Consider the following 16,976-nt stretch of genomic DNA (forward strand, 5'->3'; position numbering starts at 1 on the left):
GCAGAGAGTGAACAACAGAACAAAATCCTGCAATTCTCGAAGTAAGGCGGGGAAATAACTATGAATGGTGCTCAGTGGGTGGTTCAAGCGTTGCGCGCACAGGGGGTTGATACTGTATTCGGCTATCCGGGCGGCGCAATCATGCCGGTGTACGATGCGTTGTATGACGGCGGGGTGGAACACCTGCTGTGCCGTCATGAACAAGGGGCGGCGATGGCGGCGATCGGCTATGCGCGCGCCACCGGTAAAACTGGCGTCTGCATCGCCACCTCCGGCCCCGGCGCCACCAACCTGATCACCGGCCTGGCGGATGCGTTGCTGGATTCCGTGCCCGTGGTGGCTATCACCGGGCAGGTCGGTTCTGCGTTGATCGGTACCGATGCCTTTCAGGAGATCGATGTTCTGGGCCTGTCGCTGGCCTGCACCAAGCACAGCTTCCTGGTGGAATCGCTGGATGCGCTGCCGGGCATCATGGCCGAGGCGTTTGCCATCGCCGCCAGCGGCCGTCCCGGCCCGGTGCTGATTGATATCCCGAAAGACATCCAACTGGCGCAGGCGGATTTACCGCCGCACCTGATGCCGGTCAACGACGAATTCGACCTGCCGATGGATGGCATCGAACAGGCCAGCGCCCTGTTGGCGCAGGCGCAAAAGCCGGTGCTGTACGTCGGCGGCGGCGTCGGTATGGCGCAGGCGGTGCCGGCGCTGCGCGCATTTATCGCCGCCACCCAGATGCCGACGGTCGCCACCCTGAAAGGGCTGGGCGCGCCGGACGCCGCACACCCGTATTATCTCGGCATGCTGGGCATGCACGGCACCAAGGCGGCGAACCTGGCGGTGCAGGAGTGTGATTTGCTGATTGCGGTCGGGGCACGTTTTGACGATCGCGTGACCGGCAAGCTGAACGCCTTTGCGCCGCACGCCAACGTTATCCATATGGATATCGACCCCGTTGAGTTGAACAAACTGCGTCAGGCGCACGTTGCGCTGCAGGGCGATCTGAAGGCGCTGCTGCCGGCGCTGCAGCAACCGCTGACGATCGGCGAGTGGCAGCAGCGCGTCGGCGAACTGAAAGCGATGCACGCCTGGCGCTACGATCACCCGGGCCAGCCGATTTACGCGCCGTTATTGCTGAAACAGCTGTCGGAGCGCATGCCGGCCGATGCGGTGGTGACCACCGATGTCGGGCAGCACCAGATGTGGAGCGCCCAGCACATGACATTCAACCGGCCGGAAAACTTCATCACCTCCAGCGGGCTGGGCACCATGGGCTTTGGCGTGCCTGCCGCGGTCGGCGCACAGATCGCCCGGCCGGAAGATACGGTGATCTGCGTGTCTGGCGACGGCTCTTTCATGATGAACGTCCAGGAGCTGGGCACTATTAAGCGTAAGCAACTGCCGGTGAAGATCGTTTTGCTGGATAACCAGCGTCTGGGCATGGTGCGCCAGTGGCAGCAGCTGTTTTTTGACGGCCGTTACAGTGAGACCAACCTGTCCGATAACCCCGACTTCCTGACGCTGGCCAGCGCGTTCGGTATCCCCGGCCAGCGCATTACCCGTAAAGACCAGGTGGCGGAGGCGCTCGACGCGCTGTTAAACAGCGACGGGCCGTATCTGCTGCAGGTGGCGATTGATGAACTCGAAAACGTCTGGCCGCTGGTGCCGCCGGGCGCCGGCAACGAAACCATGTTGGAGAAAGTATCATGATGCAGCATCAACTCTCGATCCAGGCCCGTTTTCGCCCTGAAATGTTAGAACGCGTATTGCGTGTCGTGCGTCATCGCGGCTTCCAGGTTTGTGCTATGAATATGGCGTCGGGCCTGAACAGCGACCGGGTCAATATCGAATTGACCGTTGCCAGCCAGCGTTCGGTAGATTTACTGTCATCCCAGTTAAATAAATTGATGGATGTCTCCTGCGTAGAAATCCAGCAACACAACAACACATCACAACAAATACGCGCCTAAGACGCGAGAAGGAAAGAACAATGACGAAGAAAGCCGATTATATCTGGTTCAATGGTGAGATGGTTCCTTGGGCCGAGGCTAAAGTACACGTGATGTCACATGCTTTGCATTACGGCACGTCGGTGTTTGAAGGGGTACGTTGCTATGACTCCCACAAAGGCCCGGTGGTGTTCCGCCACCGCGAGCATATGCAGCGCCTGCATGACTCGGCAAAAATCTACCGCATGCCGGTTTCCCAGAGCGTGGATGAGCTGATGGAAGCCTGCCGCGCCACGCTGCGTAAAAATAATCTGGTCAGCGCCTATATCCGTCCGCTGGTCTTCGTCGGTGATGTCGGGATGGGCGTTAACCCACCGGACGGCTACAAGACAGACGTGATTATCGCGGCGTTTCCTTGGGGCGCGTATCTGGGTGAAGAGGCGCTGGACCAAGGTATCGATGCGATGGTTTCTTCCTGGCAGCGCGTGGCGCCAAATACTATCCCGACTGCGGCCAAAGCGGGCGGCAACTACCTCTCTTCCCTGCTGGTGGGCAGCGAAGCGCGCCGTCACGGTTATCAGGAAGGCATCGCGCTGGATGTGCATGGCTACATCTCGGAAGGTGCCGGTGAAAACCTGTTTGAAGTAAAAGATGGTGTGCTGTTCACGCCGCCGTTCACCTCCTCGGCGCTGCCGGGCATTACCCGCGACGCCATTATCAAACTGGCGAAAGATCTGGGTATTGAGGTGCGTGAGCAGGTGCTGTCGCGTGAATCGCTGTACCTGGCCGACGAAGTGTTTATGTCCGGCACCGCGGCGGAAATTACGCCGGTGCGCAGCGTTGACGGCATTCAGGTCGGCATCGGCAAGTGTGGCCCGGTCACCAAGCAGATTCAGCAGGCGTTCTTCGGCCTGTTTACCGGCGCCACCGAAGACAAATACGGCTGGCTGGATCCGATCAACCCATAACAAACCACGCCAGACAGACAACACCACAGCCCCGCGCTTTGCTGTATCCGGGGAATAAACGGGCGGTTCGTTCGCCGCCCGTATAAAAACAGTATTTATTGGAGTGAAAAGAGCATGCCTAAGTTACGTTCCGCCACCACCACCCACGGCCGCAATATGGCCGGCGCCCGCGCACTGTGGCGCGCAACCGGGATGACCGAGGCCGATTTCGGCAAGCCGATTATCGCGGTGGTCAACTCCTTTACCCAGTTTGTGCCGGGCCACGTGCATCTGCGCGACCTGGGTAAACTGGTTGCCGAACAGATCGAAGCCTCCGGCGGCGTGGCGAAAGAGTTCAATACCATTGCGGTGGACGACGGCATCGCCATGGGGCACGGCGGCATGCTTTACTCTCTGCCTTCGCGCGAGCTGATCGCCGACTCGGTGGAGTATATGGTCAATGCTCACTGCGCCGACGCCATGGTGTGCATCTCCAACTGCGACAAAATCACGCCGGGCATGATGATGGCGGCGTTGCGCCTCAATATTCCGGTGATCTTCGTCTCCGGCGGGCCGATGGAGGCCGGTAAAACCAAGCTGTCCGACCAGATCATCAAACTGGATCTGGTGGACGCGATGATTCAGGGCGCGAACCCCAACGTCAGCGACGCCGAGAGCGAGCAGATTGAACGCTCCGCCTGCCCGACCTGCGGCTCCTGCTCCGGTATGTTCACCGCCAACTCGATGAACTGTCTGACCGAAGCGCTGGGGCTGTCGCAGCCGGGCAACGGCTCACTGCTGGCGACGCACGCCGATCGCAAGCAGCTGTTCCTCAATGCGGGCAAACGCATCGTCGAGCTGACCAAGCGTTACTATCAGCAGGATGACGAAAGCGCGCTGCCGCGCAATATCGCCAATAAGGCGGCATTTGAGAACGCCATGACGCTGGATATCGCCATGGGCGGCTCGACCAATACCGTCCTGCACCTGCTGGCGGCGGCGCAGGAAGGCGAGGTGGACTTCACCATGGAGGACATCGATCGCCTGTCGCGCAAGGTGCCTCACCTGTGCAAGGTGGCGCCGAGCACGCAGAAATACCATATGGAAGACGTACACCGCGCCGGCGGGGTGATCGGCATCCTCGGCGAGCTGGATCGCGCCGGTTTGCTGAACCGCGACGTCAGCAACGTCCTGGGGCTGACGCTGCCGCAAACGCTGGAAGCCTATGATGTGATGCTGACCCAGGATGAAGACGTGAAGAACATGTACGCCGCCGGGCCGGCGGGGATTCGCACCACGCAGGCATTCTCGCAGGATTGCCGTTGGGACTCGCTGGACACCGATCGCCAGGAGGGCTGTATCCGCACCCGTGAGCATGCCTACAGTCAGGACGGCGGGCTGGCGGTGCTGTACGGCAATCTGGCGGAAGACGGCTGTATCGTTAAAACCGCCGGCGTCGACAAGGAAATTCTGGTATTCAGCGGCCCGGCCAAAGTGTATGAGAGCCAGGAGGACGCGGTGGAGGCAATCCTCGGCGGTAAAGTCGAGGCCGGCGACGTGGTGGTCATCCGCTACGAAGGGCCGAAAGGCGGGCCGGGCATGCAGGAAATGCTCTATCCGACCACCTATCTGAAGTCGATGGGGCTGGGCAAGGCCTGCGCGCTGATTACCGACGGGCGCTTCTCCGGCGGCACCTCCGGTTTGTCCATCGGTCACGCCTCGCCGGAGGCGGCCAACGGCGGCCTGATCGCGCTGGTGCAGGACGGCGATACGATCGCCATTGATATCCCGAACCGCGGCATCAAACTGGACGTGGCGGACAGTGAACTGGCGGCGCGGCGCGAAGCCGAACTGGCGCGCGGCGATGCGGCCTGGACGCCGAAGTCCCGTGAACGTCAGGTGTCTTATGCGCTGCGTGCCTACGCAACGCTGGCCACCAGCGCCGACAAAGGCGCAGTACGCGATAAGAGCAAGCTGGGAGGCTAAGCGGCATGGCGGTATCACAACCCCTATCAGAGGCCCCCTGCGGGGCGGAATATTTGCGGGCGGTGCTTCGCTCGCCGGTTTACGAGGTGGCGCAGGTCACCCCGTTGCAAACCATGGAGAAACTTTCCTCGCGACTGGGCAACGTAGTGCTGGTCAAGCGTGAGGATCGCCAGCCGGTACACAGCTTCAAGCTGCGCGGCGCTTACGCGATGATCGCCGGCCTGAACGAAGAGCAGAAGGCGCGCGGCGTGATCACCGCCTCCGCCGGCAACCACGCGCAGGGCGTGGCGCTGTCCGGCAGCCGTCTGGGGATTAAAACCCTGATCGTGATGCCGGTCGCCACCGCAGATATCAAGGTGGATGCGGTGCGCGGCTTCGGCGGCGAGGTGTTGCTGCACGGCGCTAATTTTGATGAAGCGAAGGCGAAAGCGGTGGAGTTGTCCCGCCAGCAGGGCATGACCTTCGTGCCGCCGTTCGACCATCCGGCGGTGATCGCCGGTCAGGGCACGCTGGCGATGGAACTGTTGCAGCAGGACGCGCATCTGGATCGGGTATTTGTCCCGGTCGGCGGCGGCGGCCTGGCAGCCGGCGTGGCGGTGCTGATCAAACAGCTGATGCCGCAAATCAAGGTGATCGGCGTGGAAGCGGAAGATTCGGCCTGTCTGCGGGCGGCGCTGGATGCCGGTCAGCCGGTGGATTTGGCCCGCGTCGGGCTGTTTGCCGAAGGCGTGGCGGTCAAACGCATCGGCGATGAAACCTTCCGCCTGTGCCGTGAATATCTGGACGACGTGATCACCGTCGACAGCGACGCCATCTGCGCCGCGGTAAAAGACCTGTTTGAGGACGTGCGTGCGATTGCCGAACCGTCGGGCGCGCTGGCGCTGGCGGGGCTGAAAAAATACGTGCAGCAGCACGATATTCAGGGCGAACGGCTGGCGCACGTGCTGTCAGGCGCCAACCTGAATTTCCACGGGCTGCGCTACGTGTCTGAACGCTGTGAGCTGGGCGAACAGCGCGAAGCCTTACTGGCGGTGACGATCCCCGAACAGCAGGGCAGCTTCCTCAAGTTCTGCCAGCTGCTGGGCGGCCGCTCGGTCACCGAGTTCAACTATCGCTATGCCGATGCCGACAACGCCTGCATCTTCGTCGGCGTGCGCTTAACGCGCGGCCATGCGGAACGGCGGGAAATCATCAGCGAACTGACGGCCGGCGGCTATCAGGTGGTGGATCTGTCCGACGATGAAATGGCCAAGCTGCACGTGCGCTATATGGTGGGCGGCCGCCCTTCCAAGCCGCTGCGCGAACGGCTGTACAGCTTTGAGTTCCCGGAATCCCCCGGCGCGCTGCTGAAGTTCCTGAATACGCTCGGCACCCACTGGAATATTTCCCTGTTCCATTACCGCAGCCACGGCACCGACTTCGGCCGCGTGCTGGCGGCCTTCGAGCTGGCGCAAAGCGAGCCGGAGTTTGAACAGCATCTGACGGCGCTGGGCTACGACTGCCATGATGAAACGGATAACCCGGCGTTTCGTTTCTTCCTACAGGGCTAGGGCGATCGTTACCCGTCTGATTGCCCAGGGACGCGAGATGGAGCGGCAGATCGCAGCGCGCGATCCTGCCGTGTTTGCCGACATTGAACCTGAACTGGAGCAGCTTTTTCTGACGCCTGGCCAACGGCTAGCCCCGCCGGGCATTGGTAATACCATGGGGCTGATGATGGCTCTGGCATCGGGCGTAGCGGGCGTAATGGGCCTGATGGCGGATATGGCGTTTGCCCTCACGGACGTGTCGCCGGCGGCGGCGCTGTTGGGCAGCGGGGCCATATTGGCGGTGTGGATGACGTTAATCCTGCTGCAGCTGACGCAGGGTAAAAACAGCGGCGTGCTATTGCTGAAATATGATCTGCTGCTACTGCCGGTTGCGCTGCTGGCCGCGTTGTTTGCCTGGGGAATGGGTGTATCTGGTTTCTTCAGCGTGGTGTTGCTATTGGCGGGCACCGCAGGCGGTTTTATTTTCAGCCATCGAACGATTTTTTATCTGTATGTGGCTTACTTTCGCAGTCGGCGCCGGGTGTTTGTCAAACGGCGTTGGCAGATGGCGGAGATTCGTCGCGGCAGATAGTGCAAACAACAGGAGAAGCCATGACGCAGTCGTTTGCCGGATTTAGTCAGCAGGGATTGGACTTTCTGCAGCAGGTGCGGATTGAAAACGACAAAGCGTGGTTTGAGGCGCACCGTGCGCTGTACGAACAAACGCTGTTAACGCCGTTCCGCCGGCTGGTGGAGCAGCTGGCGCCGGCGATGCTGGCGATCGACCCGCAGTTTGAGACCCGGCCGGCGATCGGCAAAACGCTGTCGCGCATTCACCGCGATACGCGTTTTTCCCACGATAAATCCCGTTATCGCAGCCGCATGTGGCTGACCTTCAAACGGCCGAGCAAAGACTGGAAAGACGCGCCGGTATATTTCTTTGAGCTGGGGCCGGACATGCTGTGCTACGGGTTGGGTTACTACAGCGCCAACAAGCCGACGATGGATCTGTTCCGCCATACGCTGCAGCGGCAGCCGCAGCAGTTTCTGGCGGCGGCTACCTGCTGCCGGCCGCCGTTCGAGCTGGTGGGGGAGAGTTACAAGCGTCCGTTGGTCAAAGGCCAGGCGGCGGAGATTGCCCACTGGTATCAGCGCAAATCCTTCGCGGTGATGGCCTCGGACCATCAGGTGGAAAAGCTGTTCAGCGCCGATTTGGCGCCGATGCTGACGCAGGCTTTTCATCAGCTGGAGCCGCTCTACCACTGGCTGATGAAAGTCGAGGCGATGAAGCAGATCGATCCGGCCGACTTATAAACGTCGCGTGGCGCTACAGCAGGCGCCAGAACGCTTCGATCAGCGGGTCGCCAAGGCGTTTGCGCTGTACGCAGACCCCCAGTTCAAACGGCTCCACCATCGAGACATTGTCCAGCTGCGAGATACGGTTGCGCACCGGCTCCGGGCTGTTGTCCACCACCACGCCGGGGATCAGCGCGATGCCGCAGCCGAGCGCCACCATCGAGACGATAGCCTCGTGGCCGCCGACGGTGGCGTAAATCAGCGGGTTGCTGATGCGCTGCCGGCGGAACCACAGTTCGATGCGTTTCCGCGACGGGCCGTGTTCCGGCAGGATAAAGGGAATATTGGCCCAGTCGGGCTGCTCGGCAAAGGCCTGGGCGCGCACCGCGCACGGCAGCGCCGGCGCGATCAGCACCAGCGGAATTTCGCCGATCTTGGTGAAATCGACGCTGCCCGGCAGGCTTTCCGGCCGGCCGGCAATGCCGAGGTCCGCCTCATTGGACTGGATTTTATCCACCGCGTCGGCGGCATCGCCGGTGGTGAGTTTGATTTCAACCAGCGGATGCTGGGCGCGAAAGCGGTCAAGGATCGGCGGCAAATGGCTGTAGGCGGCGGTCACCGAGCAAAACAGGCGCAGCTCGCCGCTGAGCGACGGGCCGTGCTGGCCGAGCGCGTGCTTAAGCTGCTGGTACTGCAGCAGCGTCTGCTGGGCGAATACCTTCAGCAATTCGCCGGCGTCGGTCAGCTGTACGGTGCGGTTGTCGCGCAGAAACAGTGGTTTGCCGATGCCCTCTTCCAGCCGCTGTATCTGGCGGGAAAGGGTAGAGGGGCTGACGTGCATCGCCTTGGCGGTGCGGCCGAAATGGCGGCTCTCCGCCAGATGCAAAAACAGCTTTAAATCGCGTAAGTCCATATCAGTATGCTCGCAGCGCTGGTGTTGCATAAATTGCAACGTGATGTTCTTAATATATCAATTTAAGCAACGCAAATCCTGTTATACATTGAGTTTAACGAATCTCCGCACAGACAGGGCGGGGAATGAAAATAACATGTAATACACAACATCTAACTGGAGTAGCACCATGGCTAACTATTTCAACACATTGAACCTGCGTCAGCAGCTGGCGCAATTGGGTAAGTGTCGTTTTATGGCGCGCGACGAATTTGCCGATGAGGCGGGCTACCTGAAAGGGAAAAAAGTGGTGATTGTCGGCTGTGGCGCTCAGGGCCTGAACCAGGGTCTGAACATGCGTGACTCCGGCCTGGACGTGGCGTATGCGCTGCGTCAGGAAGCGATCGACGAAAAGCGCGCGTCATGGCGTAAAGCGACCGAGAACGGCTTTAAAGTGGGTACTTATGAAGAACTGATCCCGCAGGCCGATCTGGTGGTTAACCTGACGCCGGACAAACAGCACTCAGCCGTGGTGCGCGCGGTGCAGCCGCTGATGAAAGACGGTGCGGCGCTGGGCTACTCGCACGGTTTCAACATCGTTGAAGTGGGCGAGCAGGTGCGTAAAGACATCACCGTCGTGATGGTGGCGCCGAAGTGCCCGGGCACCGAAGTGCGTGAAGAGTACAAACGCGGTTTCGGCGTGCCGACGCTGATCGCCGTACACCCGGAAAACGATCCGAAAGGCGAAGGCATGGCGATCGCCAAGGCATGGGCGGCGGCGACCGGCGGCCACCGTGCCGGCGTGTTGGAGTCTTCCTTCGTGGCCGAAGTAAAATCCGACCTGATGGGCGAGCAGACCATTCTGTGCGGTATGCTGCAGGCGGGCTCGCTGCTGTGCTTCGATAAGCTGGTGGCGGAAGGCAGCGACCCGGCTTACGCCGAGAAACTGATTCAGTACGGCTGGGAAACCATCACCGAAGCCCTGAAGCAGGGCGGCATCACTCTGATGATGGATCGCCTGTCCAACCCGGCCAAGCTGCGTGCCTATGCGCTGTCTGAGCAGCTGAAAACCATCATGGCGCCGCTGTTCCAGAAGCACATGGACGACATCATCTCCGGCGCATTCTCCAGCGGCATGATGGCCGACTGGGCGGAAGACGACGTGAAGCTGCTGACCTGGCGTGAAGAGACCGGTAAAACCGCGTTTGAAAACGCGCCGCAGTTTGAAGGCAAAATCAGCGAGCAGGAGTACTTCGATAACGGCGTGCTGATGGTGGCGATGGTGAAAGCGGGCGTTGAGCTGGCGTTTGAAACCATGGTGGATTCCGGCATCATCGAAGAGTCGGCGTACTATGAGTCGCTGCACGAACTGCCGCTGATCGCCAATACCATTGCCCGTAAGCGTCTGTATGAAATGAACGTGGTTATCTCCGACACCGCAGAGTACGGCAACTACCTGTTCGCCAACGCCGCCGTGCCGTTGCTGAAAGAGTTTATGACCACGCTGCAGGCGGGCGATCTGGGCAAATCTGTGGCGGGAACCGCGGTTGACAACGCGCAGCTGCGCGACGTGAACGAAGCGGTGCGTAACCACCCGATCGAAGCGGTGGGTCGCAAACTGCGCGGTTATATGACCGATATGAAGCGCATTGCCGTCGCAGGCTAAGCGTCGCAGCACACATACCAGGCCGGCAGAGATTGCCGGCTTTTTTATGGGCTGACGCTTTGCGGCGGCGTAATTAAGCGCCGCTCAGTCCCCAGCCGTATTGCATGTTTGGCATTCAGTACGCCGAACTTTCTCACGGCATTGCCGACATGAAATTTCACCGTGCCGGTTTTAATTCCCAGTATCTGGCCAATTTCCTGATAGGTTTTCCCCATGCTGGCCCAGTATAGGATTTCATTCTCGCGCGGCGACAACATGACTGCGGGCGCCGGCGGCGGGGCAGCCGCCGCGTTGAGAGCTGCGCTGTGGGTATCGACCAACAGCATCTGCAGACGCTGCCGGTGATGGCGCAGCAGTTGCTGTACGCCGTGACGGTTATCCGTCGGCGTACTGAGCGACAGCAGCGTGAGGTGATCGGTGTGATCGTGCAGGACAAAGGTACAGCCGCTGATGATGTCGTAGCGCCGCGACTGGCTGAAAATATGCTCGTAATGCGGGGCTTGTGTGGTGACGCAGGTTTCCTGCCAGGAAAAGGGCGCGACCTGATGCCGGCCCGCCTGCACGACGGGATCGCATGCCGGGTAATGATGTTTCTGGTAGAAATCGAGCCAGGGTTCCGGGTAGTCAGAGGTCAGAAACCACTGCCCGGCGCGCAGCTTATCAAGCTGCAGGTAGGCGTATTTTACGCCATGAAAATGGCGCAGCTCACGTTTCAGCCTGTCTCTTATTTTCCCTTCAGCGGCGGCAGCACCGGCTAATATTCCTGACATGACGTACCTCAATACGGCGTTGGCAATCGCGCCCGTGCAAGTAAAGACCCATAACCTGTACTTTAGTCTAGCTAGGATCGCGGTCAGGAAAATATTTATACTCTGGCGCTATAGCACAATAAAAATAGTCACGTATGCTGGAAATGAGCGCCATTAGCATCAGGGAAATTTACCTGCGGGCACGCGGATGCCCGCTTTATCGGCCGGTCAGACCGGCATCGCCGCCCGTGGAATAATCGCGCCGCGGTGCTGAATCACCGTGCTGGCGGTCAGGTGGCCGCGTTCCGCCGCCTGCTGCGGCGCACCGCCGCTCAGCCGTACGGCGAGATAGCCGGCGCTGAATGAGTCGCCGGCGGCGGTGGTATCAATCACCTGCTCCTGTGCCAGCTTCACCGCCGCAACCTCCAGCGGCGTCTCATCGTTCAGATAGACCAGACAGGCGTCGGCGCCGCGTTTGATCACGATCTCCTGCACGCCGAAATCGCGGGTGCGTTTGACCACCTGCTCCACCGGCGTTTGCCCCCATAATGCATCCTCATCGTCCAGCGTCAGGAACGCCGTATCGGTGCAGGACAGTATCTCGCGATAGGCCTGCTGCGCCTCTTCTCTGTTTTGCCACAGCCGTGGGCGGTAGTTATTGTCGAAAATGACCTGGCCGCCGTTGGCGCGGCATTGATGCAGCAGCGCCATCAGTTTGCGGCGTGCCTCAGAGGAGAGGATCGCCAGGCTGATGCCGCTGAGGTACAGATAATCAAACTGCGCCAGCCGACGGCAAATGGCGTCGGCCTGCGGGCCGTCGAGCCAATAACGCGCGGCGGCGTCGTTGCGCCAGTAGTAGAAGGTACGCTCGCCGGTTTCATCGGTTTCTATCACGTACAGCCCCGGTAGTTTATTCTCCAGCTGCTGTACCAGCGTGGTGTCGATCTCTTCCTGCCGCCAGGCGCGCAGCATTTCCTGACTAAAACTGTCGTTGCCGAGTGCGGTGACATAGTGGACGTGAAGCGCCTGCCGTTCTGTCTGACGGGCGATATAGACGGCGGTATTGAGCGTATCGCCGCCAAAACCACGGCTGAGTCCGGCGCCGTTTTGCGATAGCTCAATCATGCATTCGCCGATAACGGCAATATTTTTGCAAGTCATGATAATCCCTGAATAAAGGTGTGCGGGTTTATGCCAGTCTTACGGCTGCGGGGCGTGGAGTCAATAGAAATGAAATGGTGTTTTAATTTGTTTTTTGCGCCGTTCGCCAAACGATCGGTTATTGCTGCTTAACATGCGCCATGGGCGGTGCAGGCTGAAAGGGTGAACTCTGCCGCATCCTTAACTAGGCTTAGGGAGAACGGCCGTTAATCAATCTCCGCCAAACCGGCCGTACGCAACGGATATTAGGGAACTGACGATGAGCAAAACGGGAAAAGTAATCAGCGGGATCGGCGGCGTTGTGCTGCTGGTGATTGTGGCGCTGGTGGTCTTTATCACCACCTTCGACTGGAACCGCCTTAAGCCGACGATTAATGACAAAGTCTCTGCCGAGCTGCAGCGGCCCTTCGCCATCCGCGGCGATCTTGGCGTGGATTGGCAGCGTAAAAAGGAAGAGGGCGGCTGGCGCGCCTGGGTGCCGTGGCCGTACATTCATGCGCAAGATATTGTACTGGGCAATCCGGAAAATATTCCCGGCGATCGTATGGTCAGCCTGCAACGTGTCGAACTCAGCATCGCTCCCCTGGCGCTGTTACATAAAGAGGTGCTGATCCCGCGCATCTGGCTGCAGCGGCCCGACGCACGGTTACAGCGTCTGGCCAACGGCGAGAATAACTGGACGTTCAACCTTGCCGGCGGTGGGCAGGATGACCAGAGCGCGGCGTCAGACTGGTCGGTGAATATTCACGATATCGTGTTCGATCGCGGCCAGATAGCGTTTAAGGACGCTACGCTGAAGGCGGATTTCCAGGCGACGATCGACCCGCTGGGCAAGCCGCTGCCATTTAGCCAGGTCACCGGCAAGAAGGAGGAGGGCCAGGTCATTACGCCGGACTATGTATTCGGCTGGCAGGTAAAAGGCAAATACAACGGCGAACCGCTGAGCGGCAGCGGTAAGATCGGCGGCATGTTGTCGTTACAGAATGCCGGCCTGCCGTTCCCGCTGCAGGCTGATATACGCTCCGGCGCGACCCGCGTGGCGGTAGCGGGCACCTTGACCGACCCGTTAAATCTCGGCGGGCTGGATCTACAGCTGAAGTTTTCCGGCGACAGTCTGGGCAATCTGTATGGCCTGACCGGCGTGCTGTTGCCCAATACGCCGCCGTATGCCACCGACGGACATCTGACGGCCCGTTTGCATGAAAAGGGCGGCGCGGTTTATCGCTATCAAAATTTCAGCGGCAAGATTGGCGACAGCGATATCCACGGCGATCTGCGCTATGTCGCCAGCCGGCCGCGGCCGAGCCTGAGCGGTAATGTGCTCTCTAAACAGCTGCGCTTCGCCGATCTGGCGCCGCTGATCGGCGCTGACAGCAATGCAGCCAAGGCCGGCCGCGGTGAGAAAACGCGGCAGCCGGCGGATAAGGCGTTGCCGGTCGCAACGTTTGCCACCCAAAGCTGGGGCGTGATGAACGCCGACGTCAAATTTACCGCCAAACGTATTGAGCATGGCGATGCCTTACCGTTAAGCGATCTGTACACCCATCTGCGGCTGGAGAACGGCGTGATTTTGCTGGACCCGCTGCGCTTTGGCGTGGCGGGCGGCAACCTGAATTCAACCGTGCGGCTGGATGGCAGCAAGCAGCCGATGCGTGGGCGGATGGATATGCACGCCCGCAATTTCCAGTTGAAGAAACTGCTGCCGAATGTGGAATCGATGAAGCGCAGTCTGGGAGAACTGAACGGGGATGCGAAGTTAACCGGCAGCGGCAACTCGGTGGCGGCGCTGTTGGGCAGCAGCAGCGGCGATCTGCGTCTGCTGGTTAACGACGGCATGATCAGCCGCAGCCTGATGGAAATTCTGGGCCTCAACGTTGGTAATTATCTGGTGGCGCAGATTTTCGGCGATGACGAAGTGGGCATCAACTGCGCGGCGGCGGACGTTGGCATACGCAGCGGCGTGGCTGCGCCGCGGCTGTTTGTGTTCGATACCGAGAACGCCATCATCAATATTACCGGCAACGCCAACTTCGCCAGCGAACGGCTGGATCTGTCCATCGATCCGGAGAGTAAGGGCATGCGCGTGCTGACACTGCGCTCGCCGCTGTATGTGAAAGGCACCTTTAAGCATCCGGACGCCGGCGTGAAAGCCGGGCCGCTGATTGCGCGCGGAGCGGCGGCCGTGGCGCTGGGCGTGGTGGTGACGCCGGCCGCTGCCCTGTTGGCGCTGATGTCGCCCAGCGACGGCGCCGATAGCAACCAGTGTGGGCAGGTGCTCAAGCAGATGAAGAAGAAAAAGTAACCGCGCCTCAGGGGCGCGGCTGCAGCAGCGTACAGTCGTGGTCCTGAAGCTCCTCCGCCGAGGCCAGGTTGAGGCGCAGCAGATTGCGTTCGGTGGCCAGCAGCAGAAAATCACCGTTTGGCAAGGCGGTCATCGCCAGGCCGTAGCGGCCCATCTGTTGGCTGGCTCCGGCGACGCCGCTCGCCAGCAGGCGAAACGCCCCCTGCTGTGCCAGCTCGCCCGGCGTCACCCGCCGTACCAGATAGTCGTGTTGCAACAACCCGCCGGGCAGCGGCTGCCAGCGTGGGGTGAAGGTTTGTTCTGCCTGCGCCAGACGGCTTTTCACCGTCGGCGCCAGGCAGGATATATGGATATGCAGCTGGTTTTGCGTGCGGCCATATTCGGAATTGATGGCCAGCGAAATTGCCGCGTCGTCGATAGGTTTACCGTATTTTTCCGTCATAAAGCGGCGTGCCTGCCAGGCCAGCAGAAAGAAGTTGGGCGCCGTCGGTGTCAGCAGCTCCGGGCTCTCAATGCCGGTGATTTTTGCCGTCGGCATCAGCAGGTACTGCAACGGGCCATTACGATCTTTAAACACCACGGCGCCGTGCTGCGGGTCGACCTGCGCGCAGGGCGCCGGGTTGTTGTGTTGTTGCTGATTCGGCAGACATTGTTGGCTGACGATGCGCCACAGTGCGTCGGGATGCGCGGGCTTCAGCCAGAGATAGAGCGCAAGAATAACCAGCGCCAATAGGATGAGCAGCAGTAATAGCCGGCGGCGCAGTGTCATCATCGGTATCCGAATTGGGAATATTGGGAATAAAGAAGGCAGGATAAACGCTTTTGATGACAGAAAACAGCGGCCCGCACGGTGCGGGCCGCAGAGGCGGTTACAGCGACTGGTGGCGGGTTTCTTTCATCAAAAGCAGGGCAAGCAGCGTCAGCGTCGCCATTGCTGCCAGATACATCCCGACGTAGAACAGGCCATAGTTGGCGTTCAGCCAGGTGGCGATATAGGGCGCGACCGACGCGCCAAGAATCGAGGCGACGTTGTAGGAGAAAGAAGCCCCGGTATAGCGCACTTCGGTCGGGAACAACTCCGGCAGCAGCGCGCCCATCGGGCCGAAGGTCAGCCCCATAATGCTCAGACCACACAGCAGGAAAGCCATCACCAGCGCCTGATTGCCAGAGCCGAGCATGGTCGGGAACAGAAAGGCGAAGCCGATCATCAGCAGCGTAATCACCACCATGGTTTTACGACGGCCGTAGGCGTCCGCCAGCAGGCCGGCGATAGGCACCATCACGCCAAAACCGATCACCGCCAGCATCAGCATCCACAGGAAACTTTCCCGTGAGTAGCCGAGGCCTAACGGTTGTGCGGCAGTGCCGTAGGTCATGGAGTAGACGGTCATCAGATAGAACAGCGTATAGGTCGCCAGCATAATGAAGGTGCCCAGGATGGTGACCTTCAGATGTTTGCTGAGCAGGGTGCCGAGCGGGATTTTCACCTGCTTGCCGGCCTTCACCGCTTTGGCGAACACCGGCGTTTCATGCAGGGATACGCGCACGTACAGGCCGATCAACACCAGCACCGCGGAAAGGATAAACGGCAGGCGCCAGCCCCACTCCATAAACTGTTGGTCGGTCAGCAGCCAGGAGAGCAGCAGGAAGGTGCCGTTGGCGAAGAAAAAGCCGATCGGCGCGCCCAGCTGCGGGAAGGAGCCGTACAGCGCGCGTTTGCGCGGCGGGGCGTTTTCGGTCGCCAGCAGCGCCGCGCCGCCCCATTCACCGCCGAGCCCCAACCCCTGGCCAAAACGCGCCAGCGCCAGCAGCAGCGGGGCGAAGATGCCGATAGTTTCATAGCTCGGCAGCAGCCCGATCAACACGGTGGAAATGCCCATGGTCAGCAGCGAGGCGACCAACGTAGCCTTACGCCCGACGCGATCGCCAAAGTGGCCGAAGAGCGCTGAGCCGATCGGGCGGGCGACGAAGGCGACGGCGAAGGTCGCCAGCGACTGCAGGGTGGCGGTGGTGGGATCGCCCTGCGGGAAAAAGATATGCGGAAACACCAACACCGCGGCGGTGGCATAGATGTAGAAGTCGAAGAATTCGATAGCGGTGCCGATCAGCGAAGCGACCAGCACTTTTCCCCGGGAATTGATTGGTGCGGACGCATCGTTGGCGTCGGCGGATGTTGTGATGGTGGCTTGCATAGTTATTTCTTATGTTTTCATTATGTAAAAGGCCATCTTATGCCACAGCAAAACCCCTTTTCAATGGCGTAACTTTGTACAATGCGGGAAATAAATGCTTAATAAGATTAAAGTTTTACCTTTGCGTTTATCTGTGGAGTTTAACGTCACAAAAATAAGGCAAAGCAGTGGGAATGGCTGGAAAAGGCGGAAAGAAAAGTAGATGGGTAGTGTGTTGTGCTGCTTTTGGCTGAACCGTCAGCCGTTAGTTAGATTTATATTCTGATATCTGCGCGCTTATTTGGCATAAAAAACCGGTCATAGGCTGATG

Annotated in this window: 14 protein-coding genes; 9 read left to right on the top strand and 5 right to left on the bottom strand. The window is 60.0% G+C overall.

Going from position 1 to position 16,976, the window contains the following annotated elements; genetic code table 11:
• The first annotated feature begins 60 nt into the window (after positions 1–60).
• The 7 genes from ilvG to FO014_RS10820 all read left to right on the top strand — a co-directional run bounded on the left by ilvG (position 61) and on the right by FO014_RS10820 (position 7,722).
• Entirely contained in the window at positions 61–1,707 is a 1,647-nt protein-coding gene (gene ilvG, locus FO014_RS10790) for an acetolactate synthase 2 catalytic subunit (RefSeq protein WP_160029515.1), read from the top strand.
• Positions 1,704–1,967, top strand: a complete 264-nt coding sequence (ilvM, locus tag FO014_RS10795) for an acetolactate synthase 2 small subunit (RefSeq protein ID WP_105233024.1) — start codon at positions 1,704–1,706, stop codon at positions 1,965–1,967. Before ilvG ends, ilvM begins: the two co-directional genes overlap by 4 nt.
• Before the next feature lie 20 nt (positions 1,968–1,987).
• Positions 1,988–2,914, top strand: a complete 927-nt coding sequence (locus FO014_RS10800) for a branched-chain amino acid transaminase (RefSeq protein ID WP_105233023.1) — start codon at positions 1,988–1,990, stop codon at positions 2,912–2,914.
• 114 nt (positions 2,915–3,028) lie between these two features.
• On the top strand, positions 3,029–4,879 hold the full coding sequence (gene ilvD / locus FO014_RS10805) for a dihydroxy-acid dehydratase (RefSeq protein WP_105233022.1): 1,851 nt from the start codon (positions 3,029–3,031) through the stop codon (positions 4,877–4,879).
• 5 nt (positions 4,880–4,884) lie between these two features.
• The gene (ilvA, locus tag FO014_RS10810; protein WP_111737942.1) at positions 4,885–6,429 is read left to right on the top strand and encodes a threonine ammonia-lyase, biosynthetic; all 1,545 of its coding nucleotides are present in this window, start codon (positions 4,885–4,887) and stop codon (positions 6,427–6,429) included.
• On the top strand, positions 6,383–7,000 hold the full coding sequence (gene ssi4 / locus FO014_RS10815) for an immunity protein Sip4 (protein ID WP_246168118.1): 618 nt from the start codon (positions 6,383–6,385) through the stop codon (positions 6,998–7,000). The genes ilvA and ssi4 overlap by 47 nt, the downstream gene beginning before the upstream one ends.
• 20 nt (positions 7,001–7,020) lie before the next feature.
• Positions 7,021–7,722, top strand: coding sequence for a DUF2461 domain-containing protein (locus FO014_RS10820; protein ID WP_160029519.1), 702 nt, complete (start codon positions 7,021–7,023; stop codon positions 7,720–7,722).
• Positions 7,723–7,735: 13 nt separating this feature from the next.
• On the opposite strand, the gene ilvY is transcribed toward FO014_RS10820, so the two are convergent.
• Positions 7,736–8,617, bottom strand: a complete 882-nt coding sequence (gene ilvY, locus FO014_RS10825; protein ID WP_160029521.1) for an HTH-type transcriptional activator IlvY — start codon at positions 8,615–8,617, stop codon at positions 7,736–7,738.
• 169 nt (positions 8,618–8,786) lie between these two features.
• Between ilvY and ilvC the strand changes: the two genes are divergently transcribed.
• Complete coding sequence (gene ilvC, locus FO014_RS10830; protein WP_105233018.1) at positions 8,787–10,262, top strand: ketol-acid reductoisomerase; 1,476 nt, start codon at positions 8,787–8,789, stop codon at positions 10,260–10,262.
• A 44-nt stretch (positions 10,263–10,306) separates the two neighbouring features.
• On the opposite strand, the gene FO014_RS10835 is transcribed toward ilvC, so the two are convergent.
• Positions 10,307–11,032, bottom strand: coding sequence for a helix-turn-helix transcriptional regulator (locus FO014_RS10835; protein WP_160029523.1), 726 nt, complete (start codon positions 11,030–11,032; stop codon positions 10,307–10,309).
• Between the two features lie 207 nt (positions 11,033–11,239).
• Positions 11,240–12,172, bottom strand: coding sequence for a 2-dehydro-3-deoxygluconokinase (kdgK, locus tag FO014_RS10840; RefSeq protein WP_160029525.1), 933 nt, complete (start codon positions 12,170–12,172; stop codon positions 11,240–11,242).
• A 259-nt stretch (positions 12,173–12,431) separates the two neighbouring features.
• Between kdgK and FO014_RS10845 the strand changes: the two genes are divergently transcribed.
• Positions 12,432–14,474 (top strand): AsmA family protein, encoded by a 2,043-nt coding sequence (locus tag FO014_RS10845; RefSeq protein ID WP_160029527.1) that lies wholly within the window; start codon positions 12,432–12,434, stop codon positions 14,472–14,474.
• A gap of 7 nt (positions 14,475–14,481) precedes the next feature.
• On the opposite strand, the gene FO014_RS10850 is transcribed toward FO014_RS10845, so the two are convergent.
• Both FO014_RS10850 and FO014_RS10855 read right to left on the bottom strand, forming a co-directional pair.
• The gene (locus tag FO014_RS10850; protein ID WP_160029529.1) at positions 14,482–15,246 is read right to left on the bottom strand and encodes a CDP-diacylglycerol diphosphatase; all 765 of its coding nucleotides are present in this window, start codon (positions 15,244–15,246) and stop codon (positions 14,482–14,484) included.
• A 97-nt stretch (positions 15,247–15,343) separates the two neighbouring features.
• Complete coding sequence (locus FO014_RS10855; protein ID WP_105233013.1) at positions 15,344–16,666, bottom strand: MFS transporter; 1,323 nt, start codon at positions 16,664–16,666, stop codon at positions 15,344–15,346.
• Positions 16,667–16,976 lie beyond the last annotated feature (310 nt).

The sequence above is a fragment of the Serratia rhizosphaerae genome (assembly GCF_009817885.1).
In the GTDB taxonomy this organism is placed as follows: Bacteria; Pseudomonadota; Gammaproteobacteria; order Enterobacterales; family Enterobacteriaceae; genus Serratia_B; species Serratia_B rhizosphaerae.